The sequence below is a fragment of the Rahnella sp. RFA10(1/100) genome, assembly GCF_004195115.1.
In the GTDB taxonomy this organism is placed as follows: domain Bacteria; phylum Pseudomonadota; class Gammaproteobacteria; order Enterobacterales; family Enterobacteriaceae; genus Rahnella; species Rahnella perminowiae.
The window spans coordinates 612,990-634,411 of record NZ_SEWR01000002.1; the positions used below are offsets into that span (position 1 = coordinate 612,990).

Consider the following 21,422-nt stretch of genomic DNA (forward strand, 5'->3'; position numbering starts at 1 on the left):
CTTTCCTCAATGTCAGGGCAACGCTTTACTTAACATTACGGTTTCAGAAAATGGACACCGAAGCCGGGAACTGCCATTTGCTGATGATTTTTTGATAAGTTCCGTCTTTCACCACGTCCTGAAGGCCTTTTTCCAGCAGCGATTTCATTTCGGTATCGCCTTTACGCACGGCAAAACCGATGTGCGTGTCTGCTTCAAACTCAGCACCGACGGCTTCGAAGGTATCGCCTTTTTCGCTCAGCAGTGCCACAGCACCCGGCGTTGACAGGAATTCTGCATCAGCACGTTTTTGTGCCACTGCGACGGCAGAATCCGTGGCAGCCGGGAAGGTCAGCACGGTCAGCGCTGGTTTTTTAGCATCCAGACATTTCTGGTTGTCTGCACGCGCCTGACTTTCTTCAATGCCGCCCAGCGTCACGGCGATGTTTTTGCCGCACAGGGACAAATCACGACCGGTGATTTTTTCCGGATTGCCTTTCGCCACAATGACGCGGCTGCCGATTTTCAGGTACGGCACAAAATCCACCTGCTCAGAACGGGTCGGGTTGATGTACATCGCTGAGTTGATGATATCGAGACGTTTACCCTGCAACGCGGGGATCAGTCCTTTGAACTCCATCGACATCGGTTCCGGTGTCAGCGCCAGTTTTTCCGACAGGGCGGTAATGAGATCGATATCAAAACCGCTCAGCTTGCCGTCTTTCGTAAATTCAAACGGCATGAACGTGGCGGCGGTGCCATACGTCAGATGACCTTTACTGACCAGCGCCGGCGCAGCAGCCTGGCTGAACAACGGAGCACTCAGGCAAATAGCGGCCAGAGAGACGGCGGCATATCGACGCAAAGAAGCTTTTTTTGACATGACAGACTCCAGTTTCCCATGAGCAGGATTGCTCTTTGTGTCTCATTAAATACAATTAAATTTGTGAGTCAAGGCTCTTTTTTGGTGCATTAATTGCACGATTTGGGGGATTTATAACCAGACTTCACCATCCTCAAGGCTTGTGATATTGTACAAACCTAAACAACAAATACTTTCAGGTGTTGCTATTCCATGACCCAATCTACGACAGCCAGCGGAAGGCGTCTGGCAAACCAAATCCTTGACCTGATACGTGAAGCAAAATTTGAGCCAGGTCATCATCTCAGGGAGCAACAACTGGCTGATATGCTCGGTGTTTCACGTACGCCGGTGCGTACTGCCCTGAAATTACTGTGTGAGTTAGGAATTATCGAAGCGCGACGCAATCAGGGTTTTTTCCTGCTGAAAGCCTTCGACGAACTTCAGCGCATCAGCATTGATATCCCTGCCAGTAATGATCAGGATTTATACGAGCAACTGGTCAAAGACCGTATCGCCGGAAAGTTGCCGGATTCCCTGACGCAGACGGAAATCGCCCAGCGCTATGACGTTGATCGTGGTGTGCTGGCGCGCACGTTGCTGCGTCTGGCGGAAGACGGGTTGATCGCCCGCAACAAGGGGCATGGCTGGTCATTCTTACCGACCCTGAATACCGATGTAGCGCTGAGTAACGGCTACGGATTCCGTCTGATGATTGAGCCAGGCGCGCTAATGGCGGCAGGTTATCACGCCGATAAAAGCGCGCTGCGCCGCTTGCGGATGCAGCATATTTATCTGATTACTCATCCGGATATTCTGGCCGTTGATGGCCGTCAGATTTTCGAAACGGACGCCACCTTCCATGAAATGCTGGCGGAGTTCAGCGGCAATATTTTTGTTTTACAGGCAATTCAGCAGCAAAACCGGCTGCGCCGCCTGCTGGAGTTCGGCAGCTACACCAATAAACAGCGTGTGCGCGAATGGTGCGAGGAGCATGTCGCGATCATCGACGCCGTGCTGGAAGGGCGGATGGAAGCGGCGGCGGACATGATGCGCAGCCACCTGCAATCGGCTTATCAGATGGTGCTTAACAAAGTCGGTAAAGTGGGGTGATCCGCTGTTTTTGTCTTACATAAACAAGAGGAAAAAGTGATGGACTTGGGTATCCAGGGCCGCATGGCGCTGTGGCGGCGTTTCTTGCCAGTCAGCAGACGTCATATATGACCGGTTCGGTGATCCGCGTCGATGGCGGCATGATCCCGTCAATATAAACACTACGTCAGGAAGTGATGCTGCGAATCTGTTTCGTGGCATCGCTGTTATTAAACCTGCTAATTTTTAAAGATAACCTATAAGTCTGCATGATATTGGTGCAGGTCTCTTTTGCAGCCGTATGTCATGATCCTCCGTTTTATCCCCGCCCTCTGTCGCCTATTTTTCCCGTGTAATAGTTTTCTCTTATATTTTCGTGGATTAGCACCAGTAATGGGGATTTTTAATTCACGTGCCGGAGATTGGCGTAAATCTTGCTTTTATTAGTCACACTTATTATTCACATCAACAACGACCGCCCAGGGTTATCCCTTTCGCGTAAGATGGAGACAGAGATGAATCTCAGACGTCTGAAGTACTTTGTGAAAATCGTCGATATTGGCAGCCTGACGCAGGCTGCTGATGTTCTGCACATCGCCCAACCGGCATTAAGCCAGCAACTGGCGACGCTGGAAGGGGAATTGCAGCAACAATTGCTGATTCGCACTAAGCGCGGCGTCACTCCCACCGAAGCCGGTAATATTCTTTATTCGCATGCGCAGGCCATTTTGCGTCAGTGTGATCAAATCCACAGTGCCGTAAACAACGCCGGACAATCGCTTAGCGGACAGGTTTCCGTCGGTCTTGCGCCGGGCACTGCTGCCTCCGGGCTGGCGCTGCCGCTGTTGCAGGCAGTTCGCAAACAACATCCGGGGATTCTGTTGTATCTCAACGAGAATTTCGGCACTGCCCTGGGGGACCTGGTGATTAACGGGCGTATGGATATGGCGGTTTTTTACGGTTCCGGCATCGCTTCCGGGCTGAGCAGTCAGCCACTGATGAAAGAAGATTTGTATCTCGTCGGGGCACACTCCGTGCCGAATCCGGGGAAATATGTCGAACTGAGTGATGTGGCAAAGCTAAACCTGTTTATGCCGCGCTCACATAATATTACCCGCCGTCTGGTGGATGATGCGATGGCGGTACGCCGTTTAAGTGCCAATATCATTGGTGAAATTGAATCTTCAGCCACACTGACCGCCGCCGTCGCCAGCGGACTGGGTGCCACTATTTTGCCTGAATCTGCGGCCCGTGCCATGACCGGCCCGGCCAAAGTCTGGATGTCATGTATCAGCGGCCCGGCAATTCAGGTTCCGCTGTCGCTCTGCGTTTGTGAAACGCTGGCATTATCGCAGGAAGCCATGGCGGTGAAAAAAATCCTGTTGTCACTGGTCTTTGAGCAGACCGCGCCGGTGATGGAACCGATGTTAGTGGCGAGCTGATAGTTTAAGACGACCTCCCCTGAAAAGGGGAGGCGTAAAGCCAGAAAACCACATCCGGACGTCTGCTCCTGAGAAAGAAAATCGCCATTTAAGCTGAGGCGTTCAACTCACTATCAGCACGGGCATTTACCCATCTTCCCCCCTTCGCTCGGGAACCGCGCCTCCAGACATCGCCGGTGGAATTCACGTTCAGTCATCGGTGTCATTTCCGGATGTCTGACGGCCATGTGGCGGACATAATTCTGATAATCCTGCACGCCGACCATCAGGCGAAAACTCTGTGCGGTACGTTTTATCGCCAGCCTCAGCCAGCCGGCCACATTGTGTGGTTTTGGCTGCACCGTGAATAACGGCTGACAGCGGATAACCTGTAACACCGCAGGCCGCGGTGTTTTGAATAATGCTCTTGAATCAGACATGGCGGGCCTCACGACGTTGTACAACAGCGGTTTCATGCACTGTCGGCGTGTCTGATTGCAGCGCACGGCGGATCACGAAGCAGGCTGAAATCAACATGGTGACCGCTACCAGCATGAAGAATCCACACAGAAGGGCATTGATCTGATTGTTCAGTACGATGGTGTGCATGTCCGCCAGCGTTTTGGCGGGTTTAATGATTTCGCCGCTGTCGATACCGGCACCGAATTTCTTGGCCTGCGCCAGGAAACCAATCGATGGTTTTTCGTGGAAAATCTTCTGCCAGCCTGCGGTCATCGAGGTGATAAACAGCCAGATAGTGGGCAAAATGGTGACCCATGCATAGCGCTGCTTCTTCATTTTAAACAACACCACCGTGCCCAGAATCAACGCCATCGAAGCCAGCATCTGGTTGCCGATACCAAACAATGGCCACAAGGTATTAATGCCGCCTAGCGGGTCGACGACGCCCTGATAAACGAAGAAGCCCCAGCCTGCAACCGCGACGGTAGTTCCGGCGAAAGTACCAATCCACGAGCGGTTATTGGCTAAAGAAGGCACCGCGACACCCACCAGATCCTGCACCATAAAGCGGCAGGCGCGGGTACCGGCATCCACGGCGGTAAGAATAAATAAGGCTTCGAACAGGATAGCGAAGTGATACCAGAAGGCCATCATCGCACGACTGTTGAACACATCGGTGATGATGTGAGCCATCCCGACGGCGAAGGTAGGCGCGCCACCTGCGCGGGAAAGGATTGACTGCTCGCCGACATCTCTGGCGATTTGCGTCAAAATTTCCGGCGTGATCACAAAGCCCCAGCCGTTAATCACCTGCGAGGCGCTTTCTACCGTGGTCCCGATCAGGGCCGCCGGAGAGTTCATGGCAAAATACACACCCGGGTCGATAACGGATGCACAAATCAGCGCCATGATCGCCACGAAGGATTCCATCAGCATCGCACCGTAGCCGATAAAGCGGATATGACTTTCGCGCTCAATCAGTTTCGGTGTGGTGCCGCTGGAGACCAGCGCATGGAAACCTGAAATCGAACCGCAGGCGATAGTGATAAACAGGAACGGGAACAGGCTGCCGGAAAACACCGGACCGCTGCCGTCGATAAAGCGCGATACTGCAGGCATTTTCATCTCCGGCATGGCAAAAACAATGCCTACGGCCAGCCCGGCAATAACCCCGATTTTCAGGAACGTGGAGAGGTAATCGCGCGGTGCCAGCAGCAGCCAGACCGGCAATACCGAGGCGATAAATCCATAGATCACCAGCACCCAGGTCAGGGTGGTGCCGTGCAGGGTAAAGAACGGTCCCCAGAACGGATCTGCGGCAACATTGCCGCCGTAAATGATGGCGAGCATCATCAGCACAAAACCAATCACCGACACTTCAGCGATTTTTCCCGGACGCAGAAAACGCATGTAGATGCCCATGAACAGGGCAATCGGAATGGTTGCGGCGATGGTAAACAGTCCCCACGGACTGTCGGCCAGTGCTTTGACCACCACTAACGCCAGCGCGGAAAGGATGATGATCATCACGCCCAGCGCGCCGAGCATAGTGATAACGCCCGCGAAGTTCCCCAGTTCCTGTTTGGCCATTTCCCCCAGAGAGCGGCCATCGCGGCGGGTAGAAATGAACAGTATCAGGAAGTCTTGTACCGCACCGGCCAGCATCACGCCGACCAGGATCCAGATCGTGCCCGGCAGAAAACCCATTTGTGCGGCGAGGATCGGGCCGACCAGCGGACCGGCTCCGGCGATGGCCGCGAAATGGTGGCCGAACAAGACCCATTTATTGGTCGGTACGTAATCCAGCCCGTCATTGTGACGCTCGGCCGGAGTCATGCGTTTGTCGTTGAGTTCAAAAACTTTTTCAGCAATAAACAGGCTGTAGAAGCGGTAAGCAATGCTGTAACAGGCAATAGCGGCGACCACCAGCCAGAGAGCATTAACATGTTCGCCACGGCTGAGGGCCAGCATCCCAAAGGCAAAAGCCCCGATTAACGCCACCACCAGCCAGGTTATCCCGGACTTGACGCTTTTCATGATGTACAACTCCTTATGAGGGGTCCGGTGAGAGCCCGCCACTTTTTATGTCGAGAGTGTGATGTGCAGAGGTAGGGGTCGCCTGGTTATATTTGGTTGCGACCTTGTTAAATTATTGTTCAAAAATAATGTTTTTAAACAGAAAAGTATGAAGTTAAAGATGAAAATGTGATGCGGCTGACGCTTTGCGCAAACCAGACGGGGCGGATAACAGCAAAGTTGTGGCGGGGAAGTAAAAAAGCAAAAAAAAACCGGCCACGATGGGCCGGTTATTCTGTCAGGTTAAGGATTATTCAGCGGTTGCTGACTTTTCCTGGCCTGGTTTGTGGTCACGCATGTGCTCCATTTTGGCGGCGCGTTGCTGATAGTTTTCATTGAACTGTTTTTTCTGCTCTGGTGTCAGCAGGTTATACATTTTGTTCTCAGCACGGGCACGGTCAAGCATGCGGTCAGACTGCGCTTTAGTGATGGTATCAATTTGCGCTTTTACCTTAGCTTCATCGAAGCTGTCGGTCGCCACCAGGTTGTGCATCTGATCCATCTGGGCTTTCATGGCTGCACGGTCAGGGCGCGCCCCGCTGTCTTTCATGATTTCTTTCATCTGTGTTTTCTGCTGTTCAGTCAGGTTCAGGCCCGCAAACGGATTCATATGCTGCGGTCCTTTATGATGCAGCATTTTGCCTTGCGTGGCGGTCGTGGCGTCAGTGGCCGGTGTCGCGGTGGTTTCAGCAGCAAATGCGAAAGAAGCGGAGCTCAGAGCCAGAGTTGAAGCCACAATCATTGCGGTAAGTTTACGCATAATTAAATTCCTCATTGGAGATTCAGGCAATTCGCCCGTTTTGTTTCGACGAAAACAAGTCTACTCAATCCAATGAATAGTAATGCGGTGTGGATGTAAAAGAGTGAAAGGCGGAGTGTTACTTTTCCAGCGATCGTGGAGAAAGTGTTTAGAAAGCGTAAGGTTGCGCGAACAGGTGTGAAAGGAAGCTCAGATAAATCTGAGTAATGCGGTGAATTCACACATTATCATGGTGAATGTTTCGCCGCCATAACTCTCTGTTAAATGTTCGTCGCTGTTGATGAGCAGTTTACGTCAGAGGGAAAGCGCAAAATCAGGTATAATAGTTATCTTTTGATTAACACTTTCTATAACAGTGCTGATGGATAATGACTCAATCCCGTTATGAAACGCTGGCGCGTACCTTGCGCAGACAAATTGATACGCAGGTCTGGTTACCGGGCGAACGGCTGCCTTCATTGCGTGATACCTGTAAACAGTCTGGCCTGAGTCTGATGACTGTGCTGCAGGCCTATCAGCTGCTGGAAAGTCAGGGTGTGATTGTCGCACGTCCGCAGTCCGGCTATTTCGTGGCGGCGGGGGGTCAGAGACCGGTGCGTCCTTCTCCCGACGGGCGTTTACATGCCGCAGAGCAGGTGGACGTCAATGACGCTATTTTCGATATTCTTAAAGCCGGGCAAGATCCCGCCGTGGTGCCGCTTGGTTCCGCGTTTCCTGATCCGACACTTTTCCCGCAACCACGTCTGGCTCGCTCCCTGGCGAGCGCCGTCCGCCGGATGTCGCCACACAGCGCCACTGCAAATCTGCCGCCGGGTAATGAAGAACTGCGTCGCAGCATTGCGCAGCGGTATGCGCAAAACGGCATTGAAGTGGCACCCGATGAAATTGTCATTACGTCAGGTGCGATGGAGTCGCTCGGGTTAAGTTTGCAGGTTGTGACCGAGCCGGGGGATTGGGTGGCTATCGAATCGCCGGCTTTTTACGGGGTATTGCAGGCGATTGAGCGGCGTAAATTAAAAGCCGTCGCCATTCCGACTGACGTACGTAGCGGCATGGATCCCGAGGCACTGGAACAGGCGCTGGAAATTTATCCCATCAAAGCCTGCTGGCTGATGTCCAGCTTTCAGAACCCGCTCGGATGCAGTTTGCCGCCGGAGAGAAAAACACGGCTGGTGAGTATTCTTCAGGCGCATAAAGTGGCGCTGATAGAGGACGATGTCTACAGCGAACTGTACTTTGACAGTGAACGGACGGTGCCGCTGAAAGCCTCGTCATACCGCAGCGAAATTCTGCATTGTTCGTCTTTTTCGAAATCTCTCGCGCCGGGCTTTCGCGTAGGCTGGGTGGCGGCGGGGGCTTATGCCGAACGTATTCAACGCCTGCAACTGATGAGTACATTATCGGCCAGTGTGCCGGTTCAGCTGGCATTAGCCGATTATATGCAAAAAGGTGCGCAGCAGGGCGGCTACGATACCCATCTGCGGCGGTTGCGACGTGTGCTTGAACAACGCCAGATGGCGATGCGTCACGCTATCCTGGCTGAGTTTCCGGCGCAGGTGACAGTGACGCAACCCGCCGGCGGGTATTTTTTATGGCTGGATTTAGGCGATAACGTGGACGCGGCACGGGTCTATCAGCGCGCTCTGGCAAAAGGCGTCAGCGTCGCGCCCGGCACCATGTTCTCCGCCGACGCGCGTTTCAGCCATTGTATGCGCATTAATACCTCTTTCGAATGGGGACCGCACACCGCGCGTGCCGTCTCCATTCTGGCAGCGCTGGTGGCGGAAGAAATTAAAAGGTGAGAATGGTTTCACACATCCTGTTCGCGCAGGATTTTACCGACATTTCCGCCCGGATGGACTTTCAGCAGCCGCTGCTGATCAAAGCCGTTGCGCAGCATGATATTGCCACACAACGCATCGAACACCGCCAGCACCAGTATGATGGACGTGGTAGCCAGCATATTGAGCGGGTCGATTTCTTGCTCAATATGTGTTTTCACCACCAGCGTGGCGGCACGGGCGATCGCCGAATCCGTATTCTCCGTTACACTGATGATCGCCACGCCCCTGGCTTTCAGCGCCGGTAACAAACGCGTCAGTTCTTCAGAGTTTCCGCCCCGGGAAATTAAAATCATCAGGTCATCGCTGCGCATAAAGCCTAAATCACCATGGGCGGCATCGGTGGCGCTGAGATATACCGCCGGTTGTTCGACGCATGCCAGCATATGGGCGATTTTCCGCGCCGCAATGCCCGACGTCCCGACGCCGCTGACGGCAATTTTGCCCTTACAGCCGGTGATCAGGGTCAGTAACTGCTGCCAGATATCGGCATCGAGATTGTGCCGTAATGCCAGCAATTCCTGGCTGTAGGTTTGCCAGCCCTGGCACGCCAGGGCAAATTCATCCTCCGCATTCATTGGGTTTCCCCCTGCATCAGGCGGCGGTATTTCATGCTGTCGTGGTACATCTCATGAAACACACGGTATTTGCGATCGTAATACTCTTTGATTTTATTGGTTTGCGGTGTGACCGTTTTGCCGATTCGGCTCATGGCCGCCATCGCTTCCGGCAACGAGTCGTATGCGCCGGCCGCAACGGTGCCCATCATGGCACTGCCGAGTAACATCGCTTCGCTTTCTTCCGGTAACAACATTGCACAGCCTGTGGCGTTGGAGTGCTCCTGTACAAACACCGGATTTTTGGTGCCACCACCGCTTGCCATCATGGTATCAATGCGATATCCACTCTGGTTCATGGTCTCGATGATATGGCGGGTGCCCAGCGCCAGCGCCTGAATGGTGGCCAGATAATGCAGTGCCATGTCTTCCGGCGTACGCGAGAGTTTCAGACCGGTCAGCGTACCGGTCAGCGTCGGGTTGGCGCGCGGTGAACGGTTGCCGTGGAAGTAGGGCAGCATATGAATATCTTTGGTCAGGAAGGCGATATTCTCCGGTTCACCGGCCATTTTTCGCAAAATATTGTTGAGTACTTCGTAAATAGTTTTGCCGCTGTCTTTACCCTGTTTCAGTAAATCGTGATAACACGGATGCGACTGAATCATATGGTCAATCAGTGCGCCGGTGGTGGATTGCCCACCTTCGTTCAGCCAGTAATCTGGCAAAATAGCCGAGTAGTAAGGCCCCCAGATGCCGCCGATATAACGTGCGCTGCGGGACATCGCCATGTGCGCCGTGGAAGTGCCGCCAATCAGCGCGATGCGGTTATCGAAGTCGGCCGATTCACCGGATGCGCCGCTGGCACCGAGAATGCCGAGGCTGCCTGCATGGGCATCAATGATAGAAACGCTGACGGCGGTGCCTGCCATCAGCCCCATCTCTGCGGCGGCGCGCTGTGTCAGACCATGCCCGAGCGGCTCGCCCATGGTTTTTACTTCACTGCCGATTTTCGCCGCGTTGTTTTCCAGCAAATCTTCCAGCCCGATCTGGCGAAAATAGCTTGGATCCCAGCGGTCTTCATGGCCGATATACGTCCATTTACAGACGGTGGAACACAGCGAGCGCGTGGTGTCCTGTGTGGCGCGCCAGGTCAGAAAATCCGGCAGGTCGAACAGGTGACCGACGTTGTTCCAGGTGGTCGGCATATGCTGTTTCAGCCAGAGCAATTTCGGCGTTTGCATTTCCGGTGAAATAATCCCGCCAACGAATTCCAGCACGCGGTGACCGGTGGCATTGATGCGCTCGGCCTGGGTAATGGCACGGTGATCCATCCAGACAATAATGTTTTGCTCGCTGCGCCCGGACGGGCTGACGGTCAGCGGCTTACCTTCTTTATCCAGCACCACCAGCGAACAGGTGGCGTCGAAGCCGATACCTTTCACCTGGATCGGGTTGATGTCAGCCTGATTAACCGCATCTTTCACGGCGTTACAGACAGATTGCCAGATCTCATCGGACGATTGCTCGACGTAATCGGCTTTCGGGCGGTATAACGTAATCTCACGGCTGGCCTGGCCAACCATGCGGCCGGTCATGTCGAAGACACCCGCGCGGGCGCTGCCGGTACCTACGTCGACTCCAATAAAATAACTCGCCATGTTCTTTCCCTTCGGTAAAAAGCTTTCGCTTAAGATTTTCTGTTTTGCAGAGCGATAAACAGGATCAGAACGCCGCCCCACAGAGCCATTGTCAGATAACTGCTTACCCCCATCAGGTTCAGGCCACTTTCCAGCATTTGCAGGACGATCAGTGCCAGTACCAGCCCGATGACCCGGCCGAAACCGCCGTCGGGATTAATCCCGCCGAGTACGGAGGCCAGAATGGTCACCAGCAAATAGGAGTCGCCGTAACCTGCTTTTGCCGAGTTAAATTTGGACATCATCAGCAATGCCGCACCCCAGCCGAGCAGGGCGGAAAGCACATACACCGCGATAGTAACTTTATGGGTATTGACGCCGCTGAACCGCGTGGCCTGTTCGTTGGAACCCATCAGATATAAGCTGCGGCCAAGTGTGGTGTGTTCGAGTAATACCCATAACAACAGCGCCACCAGCAGGAATAACAGCAGTGCGACCGGAATGCCCAAAAGACTGCCGTTGCTGAGATACTGGATTGCCGCCGGGAAGCCGGAAATCACCGCGCCGTTGGTCAGCAGAATATTCAGCCCGGCAATCAGCGTCATGGTGCCGAGCGTTGCCAGAATCGGTGAAACTCCGATATACGCAATCAGCGCGCCATTGAGTACGCCAGTCACCACCGCAACGGCCAGACCGGCGAGCATCGCCAGCGCGAAATATTCCGGCTGACCCGGATGCGCCACCAGAATGGCTGCCATTGCCAGCGAACAGGCATTTGCCCCGGCAATCACCGAGAGGTTGATACCACCGGTGAGCATGGTGATGCCCATCCCCAGAGCCAGCATGCCCAGAATCGGCAATTGCGAGGAGATCGACTGGAAATTGCCGATGCTGTAAAAACTGCCGCCCAGCGTAAATGAGAACAATACGGCAACAACAACGATAATCAGCAACTGCAAGCGGATGATGCGGTCGCCGGGGAAGAATCGGGTTAAAGTCGTCATGTCACATCCCCTTTGCCAGTTTGCGTTTTTCATTCCACGCGGTGCTGCTGATGCTGACCAGAATGATCACGCCGCTAAATACCTGATGCCAGTAAGATGAAATGCTCAGCAGCGTCAGGCCGTTTTGCAAAAAGGCCAGCAACATGACACCGAGGACGGTGCCGGTCAGCGAGCCGCGACCACCGGTCATACTGGTACCGCCTAAGACCACCGCCGCCAGTACGGTCAGTTCATAACCGAGTAACGAGTTGGGTGCCACGGACTGAGTGATCTGCGCCTGTACCACGGCGGCGATACCTGCCAGCAATCCCATAAAGCCATACACATAAAAATGCAGACGCAGGATGTTCAGACCCAGGCGCGACGCGGCATCACGGTTGCTGCCCATGGCGTAAATCTGCCGGCCCACACGGGTGCGGTTCATCAGCACGCCGGTGGCAATAATGACGCCCAGCAGGCTGAGCAGCGGCAGCGTCAGGCCATAGTCGTAACCGTCGGCGGCAGTAAAGGAGAACCAGTTGATGCCGTTCATGAACCAGTCGGGGAAGCCGTAAAGCCAGGTGCCATTGGTCAGATACACCAGCAAACCGTAGAAAAGGTTTAATGTGGCAATCGTGATAATAATGGCCGGCACGCGCAGCCAGTAGACCAGGAAGCCGTTGACCAGCCCGAGCAGTAAACCGATGCCCATCGACATGGCAAACGCCAGAGGAAAGCTGCCGCCATGATGAATGATGTAACTCGCCATCACGTACTGACCGATAGAGGTCACTGCCGGGAAAGAAATGTCGATACCACCGGCAATCAGTACCACAAACAGGCCGCAGGCCAGAATACCGAGAATGGCGTAGCTGGTGGCAACATCGGTCAGGTTGCCGAGCGTCATAAATTCACGGGTACTGATACTCAGGCCAATCACCAGCAGCAGTACCAGTAATCCCAGCCAGAATTCGTGCAGGGAAAACAGTTTCGTAAGAGATTTGTTATTCATTGATCGCCTCCGCAATCTGCGCTTCGCTGCTCTGATGCGGCGCAAATTCCGCCACCAGCTGGCCTTTACGCATCACCAGCACGCGGTGGCTGTTGTAATACGCTTCCGGGATTTCATCGCAAATCATCAGCACTGCCATGCCGGATTCCGCCAGATCGCGCGCGATGCGGTAAATCCCTTCTTTATTGGCGATATCGACACCGACTGTCGGCGAATCGAGGATCAGGATATGTGGCTGCGTCGCCACCCATTTGGCGATGGCGATGCGTTGTGCATTACCGCCGGAAAGGGTTTTCACCGGCAGGCTGCTGTCCGACACTTTAATGTTCAGATCACGGATCAGGTCTTTCACCACGGAGGCGGCTTTGCGGTGATCCATCAGCCCGGTGCCGGTGCGCAACTTGTCAAAAATTGACACCAGCGTGTTGTCATAAATGGATTGTTCCATGATCAGCCCCTGCGTCAGGCGATCTTCCGACACATACGCAATGCCGTGACGGATAGCGTCGCGGTTGCTGTGGAGTTTCACCGCCTTACCGTTGACACGGATTTCCCCGCTGTCCGGTTGACTCATGCCAAACAGGCTCAGGCAGAGCTCGGTACGTCCTGAACCGAGCAGGCCGATAATCGAGGTGATTTCACCCTGACGCAGCGACAGCGAAATATCCTGATACTGACCTTTGCGGCTCAGATGGCTGACTTCCAGCAGCGGCGTGACGTTGACCGGCGCGCGTTGCGGCAGATGGCTGTAGGTAAAACGCTGTCCGGTCATCAGGAAGGCCAGTTCATTACTGTCAAGTTCACTGGCCGGATAGGTACCGACCAGTTTGCCATCGCGCATCACACTGATACGGTCAGCGACTTCCATGACTTCATCGAGGCGATGGCTGACAAATACCACGCAAATACCGGCAGCTTTGAGCTCATTCACCACCCGCAGCAAACCGTTCACTTCGGTGCGGGTCAGCGACGCGGTGGGTTCATCCATAATAACCAGACTGGCGTCAGCCGCGATTGCCCGGCATATTGCCACTAACTGGCGGTCAGCAATCGACAGCTTTTCGACTTTACGATCCGGATCCAGTGAGACGCCAACCCGTTGCATCGCCGCGATGGCTTTTTTGCGCATTGCCTCACGATGTACCCAGAAATCGCCGCCCGGTAAATAACGGTGGATAGCAATATTTTCAGCCACCGATAAATTGGGGAATAAAGACAAGTCCTGATAAATAACCTGAATGCCATAATAAGACGAAAGCTGTGGCGTCAGGGCGTGAAAAAGTTTTCCGTCAAGCGTAATGGCTGCGCCTTTCTCCGGCTGGTAGACACCGGAAATAACTTTAATGATGGTACTCTTGCCGCAGCCATTCTGACCGGCGAGACAATGCACTTCACCTTTATTAAGCGTCAGGCTGACATTATCCAGCGCTAATACGCCGGGGAATTTTTTACTGATTTTTTCGAGGCTGATAAAGGCCTCAGCAGGGGCAGGGGACGTGCTGAGAGTATTCATCGCAATCCTTACAACATGCCCTTCATACTTCACGCTGCGGGTGCGTTGGCTTCACTTGCTCACCCGAATCACTTACTTATGTAAGCTCATCGGGGTTTACTCATTTGCCGCCTTCTCACAACGCGAATTATTTAGGGTATAAGTTTTCAATGTCTGATTAGAAATTCAGATACGGCACAACATACAACGCCGTATCTGTTTCTATTTGCCTGGTGTGGCGCTGGAGATAAATTATCTCCGGTAAATAAAAGTATTAAAAAGCTAAATCAGAATCCGAGTGATTTCGCATTTTCTGGTGTGACTTCCAGGATTTTATTAAAGCGGATCACGTGCTTATCCATATCCACATCAGCTTTGCCTAACCCGTCGATGCTCAGATCTTTATTCACTTCTTTACCCTGCAACATCTGGTCGGCGACCGTCACTAACGCGTAACCGGCATCTTTCGGATCCCACAGCAGCACTTTCTTAATATCACCGCGCATCAGGTATGGCGCAGCCTGAGCTGGCATGGCAATACCCACAACGGCGATTTTATTTTTTGCACGTTTTTGCTGAACGGCCTGACCGGCACCAATCGGGCCGAGTGAACCGAAACCAATAATCCCTTTCAGATCAGGGTAGGTTTTCATTAAATCGAGCGTTGTGGAGTAAGACTTATCAATATTTTCCGCGACCGGCAGGCGTGACGTGACTTCATGCATATCCGGGTATTTTTCTTTCTGATATTTAATCGCGGCATCGGCCCATGCGTTATGCAATGGCACGGTCAGCGAGCCGACATAAATCGCATAACCGCCTTTGCCGCCCATGTCTTTCGCCAGCTCGTCCATATTGGCTTCGGCGTATTTCTGGCTGTCGATGGTTTCGATATCCCACTGACCAATCTGCTGATCCGGCGATTCGTGCGTTAACACCACAATGCCCTGATCACGGGCTTTCTTAAGCACCGGTTCCAGCACTTTGGCGTCGTTCGGCACCACGATAATGGCGTCGACTTTTTTGGCGATCAAATCTTCAATCACTTTGACCTGCTGAGCGGGATCCGGCGTGGATGCGCCCACCTGATAGGCATTAACATCCAGTTTTTGTGCGGCTTCTTTTACGCCGACTTCCATACGTGTGAACCATGGAATACCGGTGACTTTGGCAACGACGGCTATGTCGTAAGGTTTGGCGGCAAATGACGGTGTTGTGAATAACATGCATGCTGAAACCACACATGCACTGACTAATGCGAGGTTAAATTTCATGTCTGTACCTTTTCTTATGATGTTCTGTTCTGGTGTAGGGAACGGCTGGTGGTTATTTATTCCACATTCAGAGATTAACTTAAGGGGAAAGCTTTTTTCGCGCAGCCGTAAACAGAATGTGATCAGCGCCCTAAAAAGTTAAATTTAATGACTTTTAATGTTAAATTAAAGTTAATAAAAACCATCAAGTTCACACCACAGAGAAAGCGGGGGAGTGTTACCGATAACAATTTAACAAAATTAGGTCTAAAATTTAACAAAATGAATACAACTCGCGGCAGAAATCGGGGGTATATCAGCAAGAAAAACCGTGGGATTTTTTTTATTTGCGCAGAGTGTGAAGAGGGTCACGGGGTTTTCATGCCCCAACATTGTGCGTCGTTGCACCTTGATCAGGCATGGCGCTGCGCCTGAGCGCGGGCTTCACGCGCCGGATCACAATTCTGTATAAAACATCCCGCCGGAAATAAAAATATTTCCCTGCATACTCATTCTTCTGACCGCATTGCTGCACAAGGGGATTTTTTCTTTTATTCATTTTTTATGCAATAAAAGTGAATAATGGCAGGTATTAAGTGGTTGTTTTTTCTAGCTCTCACTTTTTTTATTCACTTTTTTCCTTTGCTGGCATGAAGAGTGCAATCTATGATGAGACTGAGTGAGATTATTTATTAACTTTTAAATAACAAATTAATAACTGTCATTTCTCGCCAGCGTGATTGCCCGCTAAATGTGCAAAAACATCGGAACCCGGTGCATTTCCCGTCTGTATGGGGGACGGGCGCGTGCACCCTGAAATCAGCTTATAAGAGGTTTATATGGAACACCAACAGCAGCCGCAAAACGTCAGCCGCCAGAACTTTGATGACTGGATGGTACCGGTTTATGCGCCGGCGGCATTTATTCCTGTGCGCGGCGAAGGATCCTGGCTGTGGGATCAGGCGGGCAAAGATTATGTCGATTTCGCCGGCGGCATTGCGGTGAATGCACTCGGACATGCGCACCCTGAAATTCGTAAAACCCTGCATGAGCAGGCGGATAAAGTCTGGCACCTGGGCAACGGTTACACCAATGAACCGGTGCTGCGGCTGGCAAAGCAACTGATCGACGCCACTTTTGCAGACAAAGTATTTTTCTGTAACTCCGGCGCAGAAGCCAACGAAGCGGCGCTGAAACTGGCCAGGCTTTACGGCAATAAAACCGGCGGTGAAAAAAACGAAATTATCGCCTTCAAAAACGCATTCCATGGCCGCACGCTCTTTACCGTCACCACCGGCGGTCAGCCGAAATATTCTGAAGATTTTGCCCCCTTGCCAGAGGCCATTACCCATCTGCCGTTTAACGATCTGGCAGCGGTGGCCAGCCAGATCTCTTCCCGCACCTGTGCGGTGATCGTTGAACCGATCCAGGGGGAAGGTGGCGTGGTGCCGGCAGAGGCGGAATTTCTGCAAGGCCTGCGTGAGTTGTGTGACAAACATCAGGCAGTGCTGATTTTCGATGAAGTGCAGACCGGCGTCGGGCGCACCGGCGAATTGTATGCCTATCAGCATTATGGTGTCGTGCCGGATATTCTGACCAGTGCCAAAGCGCTGGGTGGCGGTTTCCCGATTGGTGCGATGCTGACCACTGATCGTTATGCCGCGTTATTCCAGCCGGGTACGCACGGCACCACTTACGGCGGTAACCCGCTGGCAACGGCGGTGGCGGGAAAAGTCTTAGCGCTGATTAACACGCCGGAGGTGTTGTCAGGTGTGCAAAAGCGTCATCAGTGGTTTGCCGATGGCCTTAAGCGCATCAACGATCGTTATCGGGTGTTCAGTGAGGTGCGCGGGCAGGGGCTGCTGTTAGGTGCAGTGATGAGCGAACGGTATAAAGATCAGGCCAAACAGCTCAATACGCTGGCGGCCGAAGAAGGACTGATCGCCCTGATTGCCGGGCCTAACGTACTGCGTTTTGCGCCATCACTGATTATTCCGGGTGCGGATATTGAAGAAGGGCTGAACCGGCTTGAGCGTGCCGTTGCGCGCCTGTGCGTGTGATTGTTTGGGATAAATGAGGTAAAGCATCATGATGTTGATTCGACCTGTGCGGCCCGGCGATCTCGCCGACATCCTGCAGTTGTCAGGCAAAACCGGCATCGGTTTAACGTCTTTGCCCAAGGATGAAGCGCATTTACGCGGGCGCATTGAGCGCTCAGTGGCGACCTGGGAAGGTCGCCTGGATAAAGCCGAGCAAGGTTATCTGTTCGTACTCGAAGACACTGAACAGAAAAAAGTGGTGGGCGTCAGTGCCATCGAAGTGGCGGTCGGGCTCAGTGAACCGTGGTACAACTTTCGCCTTGGCACGCTGGTGCATGCCTCCAAAAGCCTGAACATTTATAAACCGGTGCCGACGCTTTTTCTCAGTAATGATCACACCGGTTATACCGAACTTTGTACGTTGTTTCTCGACCCGGACTACCGCCACGGCAAAAACGGACAATTGTTATCGAAAGTCCGTTTTCTGTTCCTGGCGGCATTTCGTGAGCACTTCTCCCGCAAGGTGATTGCGGAGATGCGCGGTATGTCTGACGACAACGGTCATTCACCGTTCTGGGACAGCGTCGGACGGCATTTTTTTGGTATGGAATTCGCTGAAGCCGACCGTCTGACCGGTATGGGACAAAAATCCTTTATTGCCGAACTGATGCCAAAGCATCCTTTATATACCGAGTTGCTCAGTCACGAGGCGCGTGAGGTGATCGGCGAAGTGCATCCGCAAACCGCCCCGGCGCGTGCTGTGCTTGAAGGTGAAGGGCTTCGTTACGAAGGGTATGTGGATATTTTTGATGCCGGCCCGACGCTCGAAGGTGAAATCGATCAGTTACGCGCGGTAAAAGAAAGTTGTCTGCTGCCTGTCCGGCTGGCGGAACATCGCAGCGGGCGGGACGAGCCGCTGTATCTGGTCGCCAATGAGCAATATCAGAATTTCCGTGCCTTACTGGTGCCGGGCGGCGACTCGCCGCATTCTCTGACGCTTAATGGCCGCGAAGCTGACCTGCTCAGTCTGCGCGAGGGCGATACCCTGCGTGCCGTGGCGCTTTTCCCGGGTGATACCCCGGCTTCTGCAACCCAGTTTCTCAAAAAGGAAAGTCTCGCATGATGCAACCTGCACTTTTTATTCAGGGCCAGTGGCGCAGCGGACAAGGCGCGCAACTGAACAAAACTAATCCGGCCGATAATACATTGCTGTGGTCGGCGCTGAGCGCCAGTGCTGAAGATGTCGGGGCCGCCTGTACAGCCGCACGCACGGCATTCCCTGCATGGGCACGTAAAACCGTGACCCAACGTGCTGAGGTGATTAAGCGTTTCGCGGATTTACTGACGGAACACAAAACCCGGCTGGCGGAAATCATCAGTCAGGAAACCAGCAAACCGCGCTGGGAAACGCTGACAGAGATTCAGGCCATGATCGGCAAGGTCGCCATTTCACTGGAAGCCTGTCAGCAACGCACTGGCGAAAAACACACCGCAATGCCCGACGGTGAAGCCGTGCTGCGCCACCGTCCCCATGGCGTGCTGGCCGTTTTTGGTCCGTACAATTTCCCCGGCCATCTGCCGAACGGCCATATCGTTCCGGCTTTGCTGGCGGGTAATACGCTGGTGTTTAAACCGAGCGAACTGACGCCCAAAACCGCCGAAGAAACGGTGAAATTGTGGGAGCAAGCCGGATTGCCGGAAGGCGTTCTGAATCTGGTACAAGGCGGTCGCAGCACCGGTGAGGCGCTGGCAGCCTGCGATAATATCGACGGCCTGCTGTTTACCGGCAGCGCAGGTACCGGCTATCAGTTACACCGTCAGCTCGCCGGTCAGCCTGAAAAAATTCTGGCACTGGAAATGGGCGGCAATAATGCGCTGATTGTCGAGCCGGTAGAGGATATTGATGCAGCGGTTAATCTGACTATTCAGTCAGCATTTATTTCTGCCGGACAGCGTTGTACCTGTGCCCGCCGTCTGCTGGTGAAAGAGGGAGCGGCGGGTGATGCATTTATTGCGCGTTTGCTTGATGTCACCATGCAACTGCGGGTCGGGGGATGGGATGACACGCCGCAGCCGTTTATGGGGGGGGTGATTTCTGACGTTGCAGCACGCAATATGCTGAAAGCGCAGGACGGGCTGCTGGCGCTGGGCGGAAAGCCGCTGCTGTTGCTGACACGCCCGGACCCGCTGAATACGGTCCTGACGCCGGGCATTATCGATCTGACCGGCGTGGCCGGTATTCCTGATGAAGAATATTTCGGCCCGTTGCTGAGCATTTACCGTTACAGCGATTTTGATAATGCCATCGCCCTCGCCAACCGGACGCGTTTCGGGCTCGCCACCGGGCTTATCTCAGCTGATCGTGATCAGTTTGAGCAGCTACTGTTGGAAGCCAGGGCGGGCATTGTGAACTGGAATAAACCGCTGACCGGTGCATCAAGCAATGCGCCTTTTGGGGGGATCGGCGCTTCGGGTAACCATCGTCCCAGCGCGTATTATGCGGCGGATTATTGTGCCTGGCCGATGGCCTCGCTGGAAACGGACAAACTGGAACTCCCTGCGACGCTGTCGCCAGGTATTGATTTCCGTACAATCTGAGGAGACAGGAATGTCTGGATGTGAAGCAAATTTTGACGGATTAGTTGGCCCGACGCACCATTACGCCGGGTTGTCGTTTGGCAATGAAGCCTCGACTAAAAACCAGGATACGGTGGCGAATCCGCGTCTGGCGGCAAAACAGGGCTTGCTGAAAATGAAAGCGCTGGCTGACCTGGGTTTTGCGCAGGGCATTTTGCCACCCCACGAACGTCCGCATCTGAGCACGTTGCGAAAAATGGGCTTTGGTGGCAGCGATCGGGAGGTGCTGGCCAAAGCGCAGGCTTATTCGCCGCGTTTGCTGTCGTCACTGAGTTCGGCGTCTTCCATGTGGGTAGCCAATGCGGCCACGGTGTCGCCTTCAGCCGACAGCGCGGACGGGCGTGTGCATTTCACGGTCGCCAACCTGAACAATAAATTCCACCGGGCCATTGAGGCAGAAACCACGTCTGCCATTTTGCGCGCGACCTTTCATGCCGATAAATATTTTGCTCATCATGATGCGCTGCCGCAGGTGGCTGCGCTGGGGGATGAGGGCGCGGCGAATCACAACCGGTTATGTGGTGCGTACGATAAACCCGGGGTGCAGGTGTTTGTTTACGGACGTGACGGGCTGGCGACCGGCGGGAACGAACCGGTGCGTTATCCGGCACGCCAGACCCGTTTAGCCAGTGACGCCGTGGCGCGTTTACATCAGCTTGATGAAAAACGCACGGTGTTTATTCAGCAAAATCCGCAAGCCATTGACAGCGGCGTTTTCCATAATGACGTCATTTCTGTCAGTAACGGTAACGTGCTTTTCCATCACGAGCAGGCGTTTGTCAATTCAGGCAAAGCGCTGGAGGAAATCCGCCGCAAAATGGCGGCGCTTGAGCTGGATTTCTGCCCGGTTGAAGTGCCGCAGTCGAAAGTATCTCTCGACGATGCGGTCGCGACCTATCTGTTTAACAGCCAGTTACTGACCAAATCCGACGGCAAAATGCTGCTGGTGGTGCCGGAAGAATCCCGCCAGCACATCGGCGTCTGGGCGTATCTTTCTGCACTGAAAGACAGCGGTGGTCCGGTCGATCAGCTTGAAGTGTTTGATCTGCGCGAAAGCATGCGCAACGGCGGTGGTCCGGCGTGTCTGCGTCTGCGTGTGGCGCTCAACCGCAACGAACTTAATGCCATCAATGTGGCTTCGCTGATGAACGACAACCAGTTCACGCGGCTTAATACCTGGGTGGATACGCATTATCGTGACCGGATGCAGGCCAAAGATCTGGCTGATCCGCAGCTTCTGACCGAAGTGCGCACTGCGCTCGACGAGCTGACGACTATTCTCGGGCTGGGTGCGATTTATCCGTTCCAGCGCTGAGCCA

The 21,422-nt window shown here is 53.6% G+C and carries 17 protein-coding genes and 1 pseudogene; 8 read left to right on the top strand and 10 right to left on the bottom strand.

Annotated elements, in window-relative coordinates; genetic code table 11:
- Positions 1 to 43: 43 nt before the first annotated feature.
- Complete coding sequence (locus ETV65_RS09435; protein WP_129952611.1) at positions 44 to 862, bottom strand: ABC transporter substrate-binding protein; 819 nt, start codon at positions 860 to 862, stop codon at positions 44 to 46.
- 192 nt (positions 863 to 1,054) lie between these two features.
- On the opposite strand from ETV65_RS09435, the gene ETV65_RS09440 reads away from it, so the two are divergent.
- The 3 genes and pseudogenes from ETV65_RS09440 (at position 1,055) to nac (ending at position 3,375) form a co-directional block, all read left to right on the top strand.
- Positions 1,055 to 1,954, top strand: coding sequence for a GntR family transcriptional regulator (locus tag ETV65_RS09440; protein WP_129952612.1), 900 nt, complete (start codon positions 1,055 to 1,057; stop codon positions 1,952 to 1,954).
- A 47-nt stretch (positions 1,955 to 2,001) separates the two neighbouring features.
- Positions 2,002 to 2,112, top strand: a pseudogene (locus ETV65_RS09445) (SDR family oxidoreductase); the annotation flags it as partial.
- Between the two features lie 336 nt (positions 2,113 to 2,448).
- Positions 2,449 to 3,375: a nitrogen assimilation transcriptional regulator NAC gene (gene nac / locus ETV65_RS09450; protein ID WP_129952613.1), complete on the top strand. Its 927-nt coding sequence runs from the start codon at positions 2,449 to 2,451 to the stop codon at positions 3,373 to 3,375.
- A 113-nt stretch (positions 3,376 to 3,488) separates the two neighbouring features.
- On the opposite strand, the gene ETV65_RS09455 is transcribed toward nac, so the two are convergent.
- From ETV65_RS09455 to spy, 3 genes are all read right to left on the bottom strand, one after another.
- Complete coding sequence (locus tag ETV65_RS09455; RefSeq protein WP_129952614.1) at positions 3,489 to 3,794, bottom strand: CstA-like transporter-associated (seleno)protein; 306 nt, start codon at positions 3,792 to 3,794, stop codon at positions 3,489 to 3,491.
- Positions 3,787 to 5,853: a carbon starvation CstA family protein gene (locus tag ETV65_RS09460; RefSeq protein ID WP_129952615.1), complete on the bottom strand. Its 2,067-nt coding sequence runs from the start codon at positions 5,851 to 5,853 to the stop codon at positions 3,787 to 3,789. Before ETV65_RS09460 ends, ETV65_RS09455 begins: the two co-directional genes overlap by 8 nt.
- A gap of 289 nt (positions 5,854 to 6,142) precedes the next feature.
- The gene (gene spy, locus ETV65_RS09465) at positions 6,143 to 6,652 is read right to left on the bottom strand and encodes an ATP-independent periplasmic protein-refolding chaperone Spy (protein ID WP_129952616.1); all 510 of its coding nucleotides are present in this window, start codon (positions 6,650 to 6,652) and stop codon (positions 6,143 to 6,145) included.
- 368 nt (positions 6,653 to 7,020) lie between these two features.
- Between spy and ETV65_RS09470 the strand changes: the two genes are divergently transcribed.
- A complete protein-coding gene (locus tag ETV65_RS09470) occupies positions 7,021 to 8,454 on the top strand; it encodes a PLP-dependent aminotransferase family protein (RefSeq protein WP_129952617.1) in 1,434 nt (477 codons plus the stop codon).
- 8 nt (positions 8,455 to 8,462) lie between these two features.
- Here the strand turns inward: ETV65_RS09470 and ETV65_RS09475 are convergent, their stop codons facing one another.
- The 6 genes from ETV65_RS09475 to ETV65_RS09500 all read right to left on the bottom strand — a co-directional run bounded on the left by ETV65_RS09475 (position 8,463) and on the right by ETV65_RS09500 (position 15,448).
- Positions 8,463 to 9,071: an SIS domain-containing protein gene (locus tag ETV65_RS09475; RefSeq protein ID WP_129952618.1), complete on the bottom strand. Its 609-nt coding sequence runs from the start codon at positions 9,069 to 9,071 to the stop codon at positions 8,463 to 8,465.
- Entirely contained in the window at positions 9,068 to 10,708 is a 1,641-nt protein-coding gene (locus tag ETV65_RS09480) for an FGGY-family carbohydrate kinase (protein ID WP_129952619.1), read from the bottom strand. Before ETV65_RS09480 ends, ETV65_RS09475 begins: the two co-directional genes overlap by 4 nt.
- 29 nt (positions 10,709 to 10,737) lie before the next feature.
- Positions 10,738 to 11,691 (bottom strand): ABC transporter permease, encoded by a 954-nt coding sequence (locus ETV65_RS09485; RefSeq protein ID WP_129952620.1) that lies wholly within the window; start codon positions 11,689 to 11,691, stop codon positions 10,738 to 10,740.
- 1 nt (position 11,692) lies between these two features.
- Positions 11,693 to 12,682, bottom strand: a complete 990-nt coding sequence (locus ETV65_RS09490) for an ABC transporter permease (protein ID WP_129952621.1) — start codon at positions 12,680 to 12,682, stop codon at positions 11,693 to 11,695.
- A complete protein-coding gene (locus ETV65_RS09495; RefSeq protein WP_129952622.1) occupies positions 12,675 to 14,195 on the bottom strand; it encodes a sugar ABC transporter ATP-binding protein in 1,521 nt (506 codons plus the stop codon). The genes ETV65_RS09490 and ETV65_RS09495 overlap by 8 nt, the downstream gene beginning before the upstream one ends.
- A 266-nt stretch (positions 14,196 to 14,461) precedes the next feature.
- A complete protein-coding gene (locus ETV65_RS09500) occupies positions 14,462 to 15,448 on the bottom strand; it encodes an autoinducer 2 ABC transporter substrate-binding protein (RefSeq protein ID WP_129952623.1) in 987 nt (328 codons plus the stop codon).
- 818 nt (positions 15,449 to 16,266) lie between these two features.
- Here ETV65_RS09500 and ETV65_RS09505 point away from each other — a divergent pair.
- The 4 genes from ETV65_RS09505 to astB are packed head-to-tail and all read left to right on the top strand — an operon-like array spanning position 16,267 to position 21,418.
- Positions 16,267 to 17,487 carry an aspartate aminotransferase family protein gene (locus ETV65_RS09505; protein WP_129952624.1) on the top strand — a complete coding sequence of 407 codons (1,221 nt, stop codon included), beginning with the start codon at positions 16,267 to 16,269 and terminating at the stop codon, positions 17,485 to 17,487.
- Between the two features lie 28 nt (positions 17,488 to 17,515).
- Complete coding sequence (gene astA / locus ETV65_RS09510; protein ID WP_129952625.1) at positions 17,516 to 18,589, top strand: arginine N-succinyltransferase; 1,074 nt, start codon at positions 17,516 to 17,518, stop codon at positions 18,587 to 18,589.
- Positions 18,586 to 20,064 (top strand): succinylglutamate-semialdehyde dehydrogenase, encoded by a 1,479-nt coding sequence (astD, locus tag ETV65_RS09515; protein WP_129952626.1) that lies wholly within the window; start codon positions 18,586 to 18,588, stop codon positions 20,062 to 20,064. The genes astA and astD overlap by 4 nt, the downstream gene beginning before the upstream one ends.
- A gap of 10 nt (positions 20,065 to 20,074) precedes the next feature.
- Entirely contained in the window at positions 20,075 to 21,418 is a 1,344-nt protein-coding gene (gene astB, locus ETV65_RS09520; RefSeq protein WP_129952627.1) for an N-succinylarginine dihydrolase, read from the top strand.
- The last annotated feature ends 4 nt before the right edge of the window (positions 21,419 to 21,422 follow it).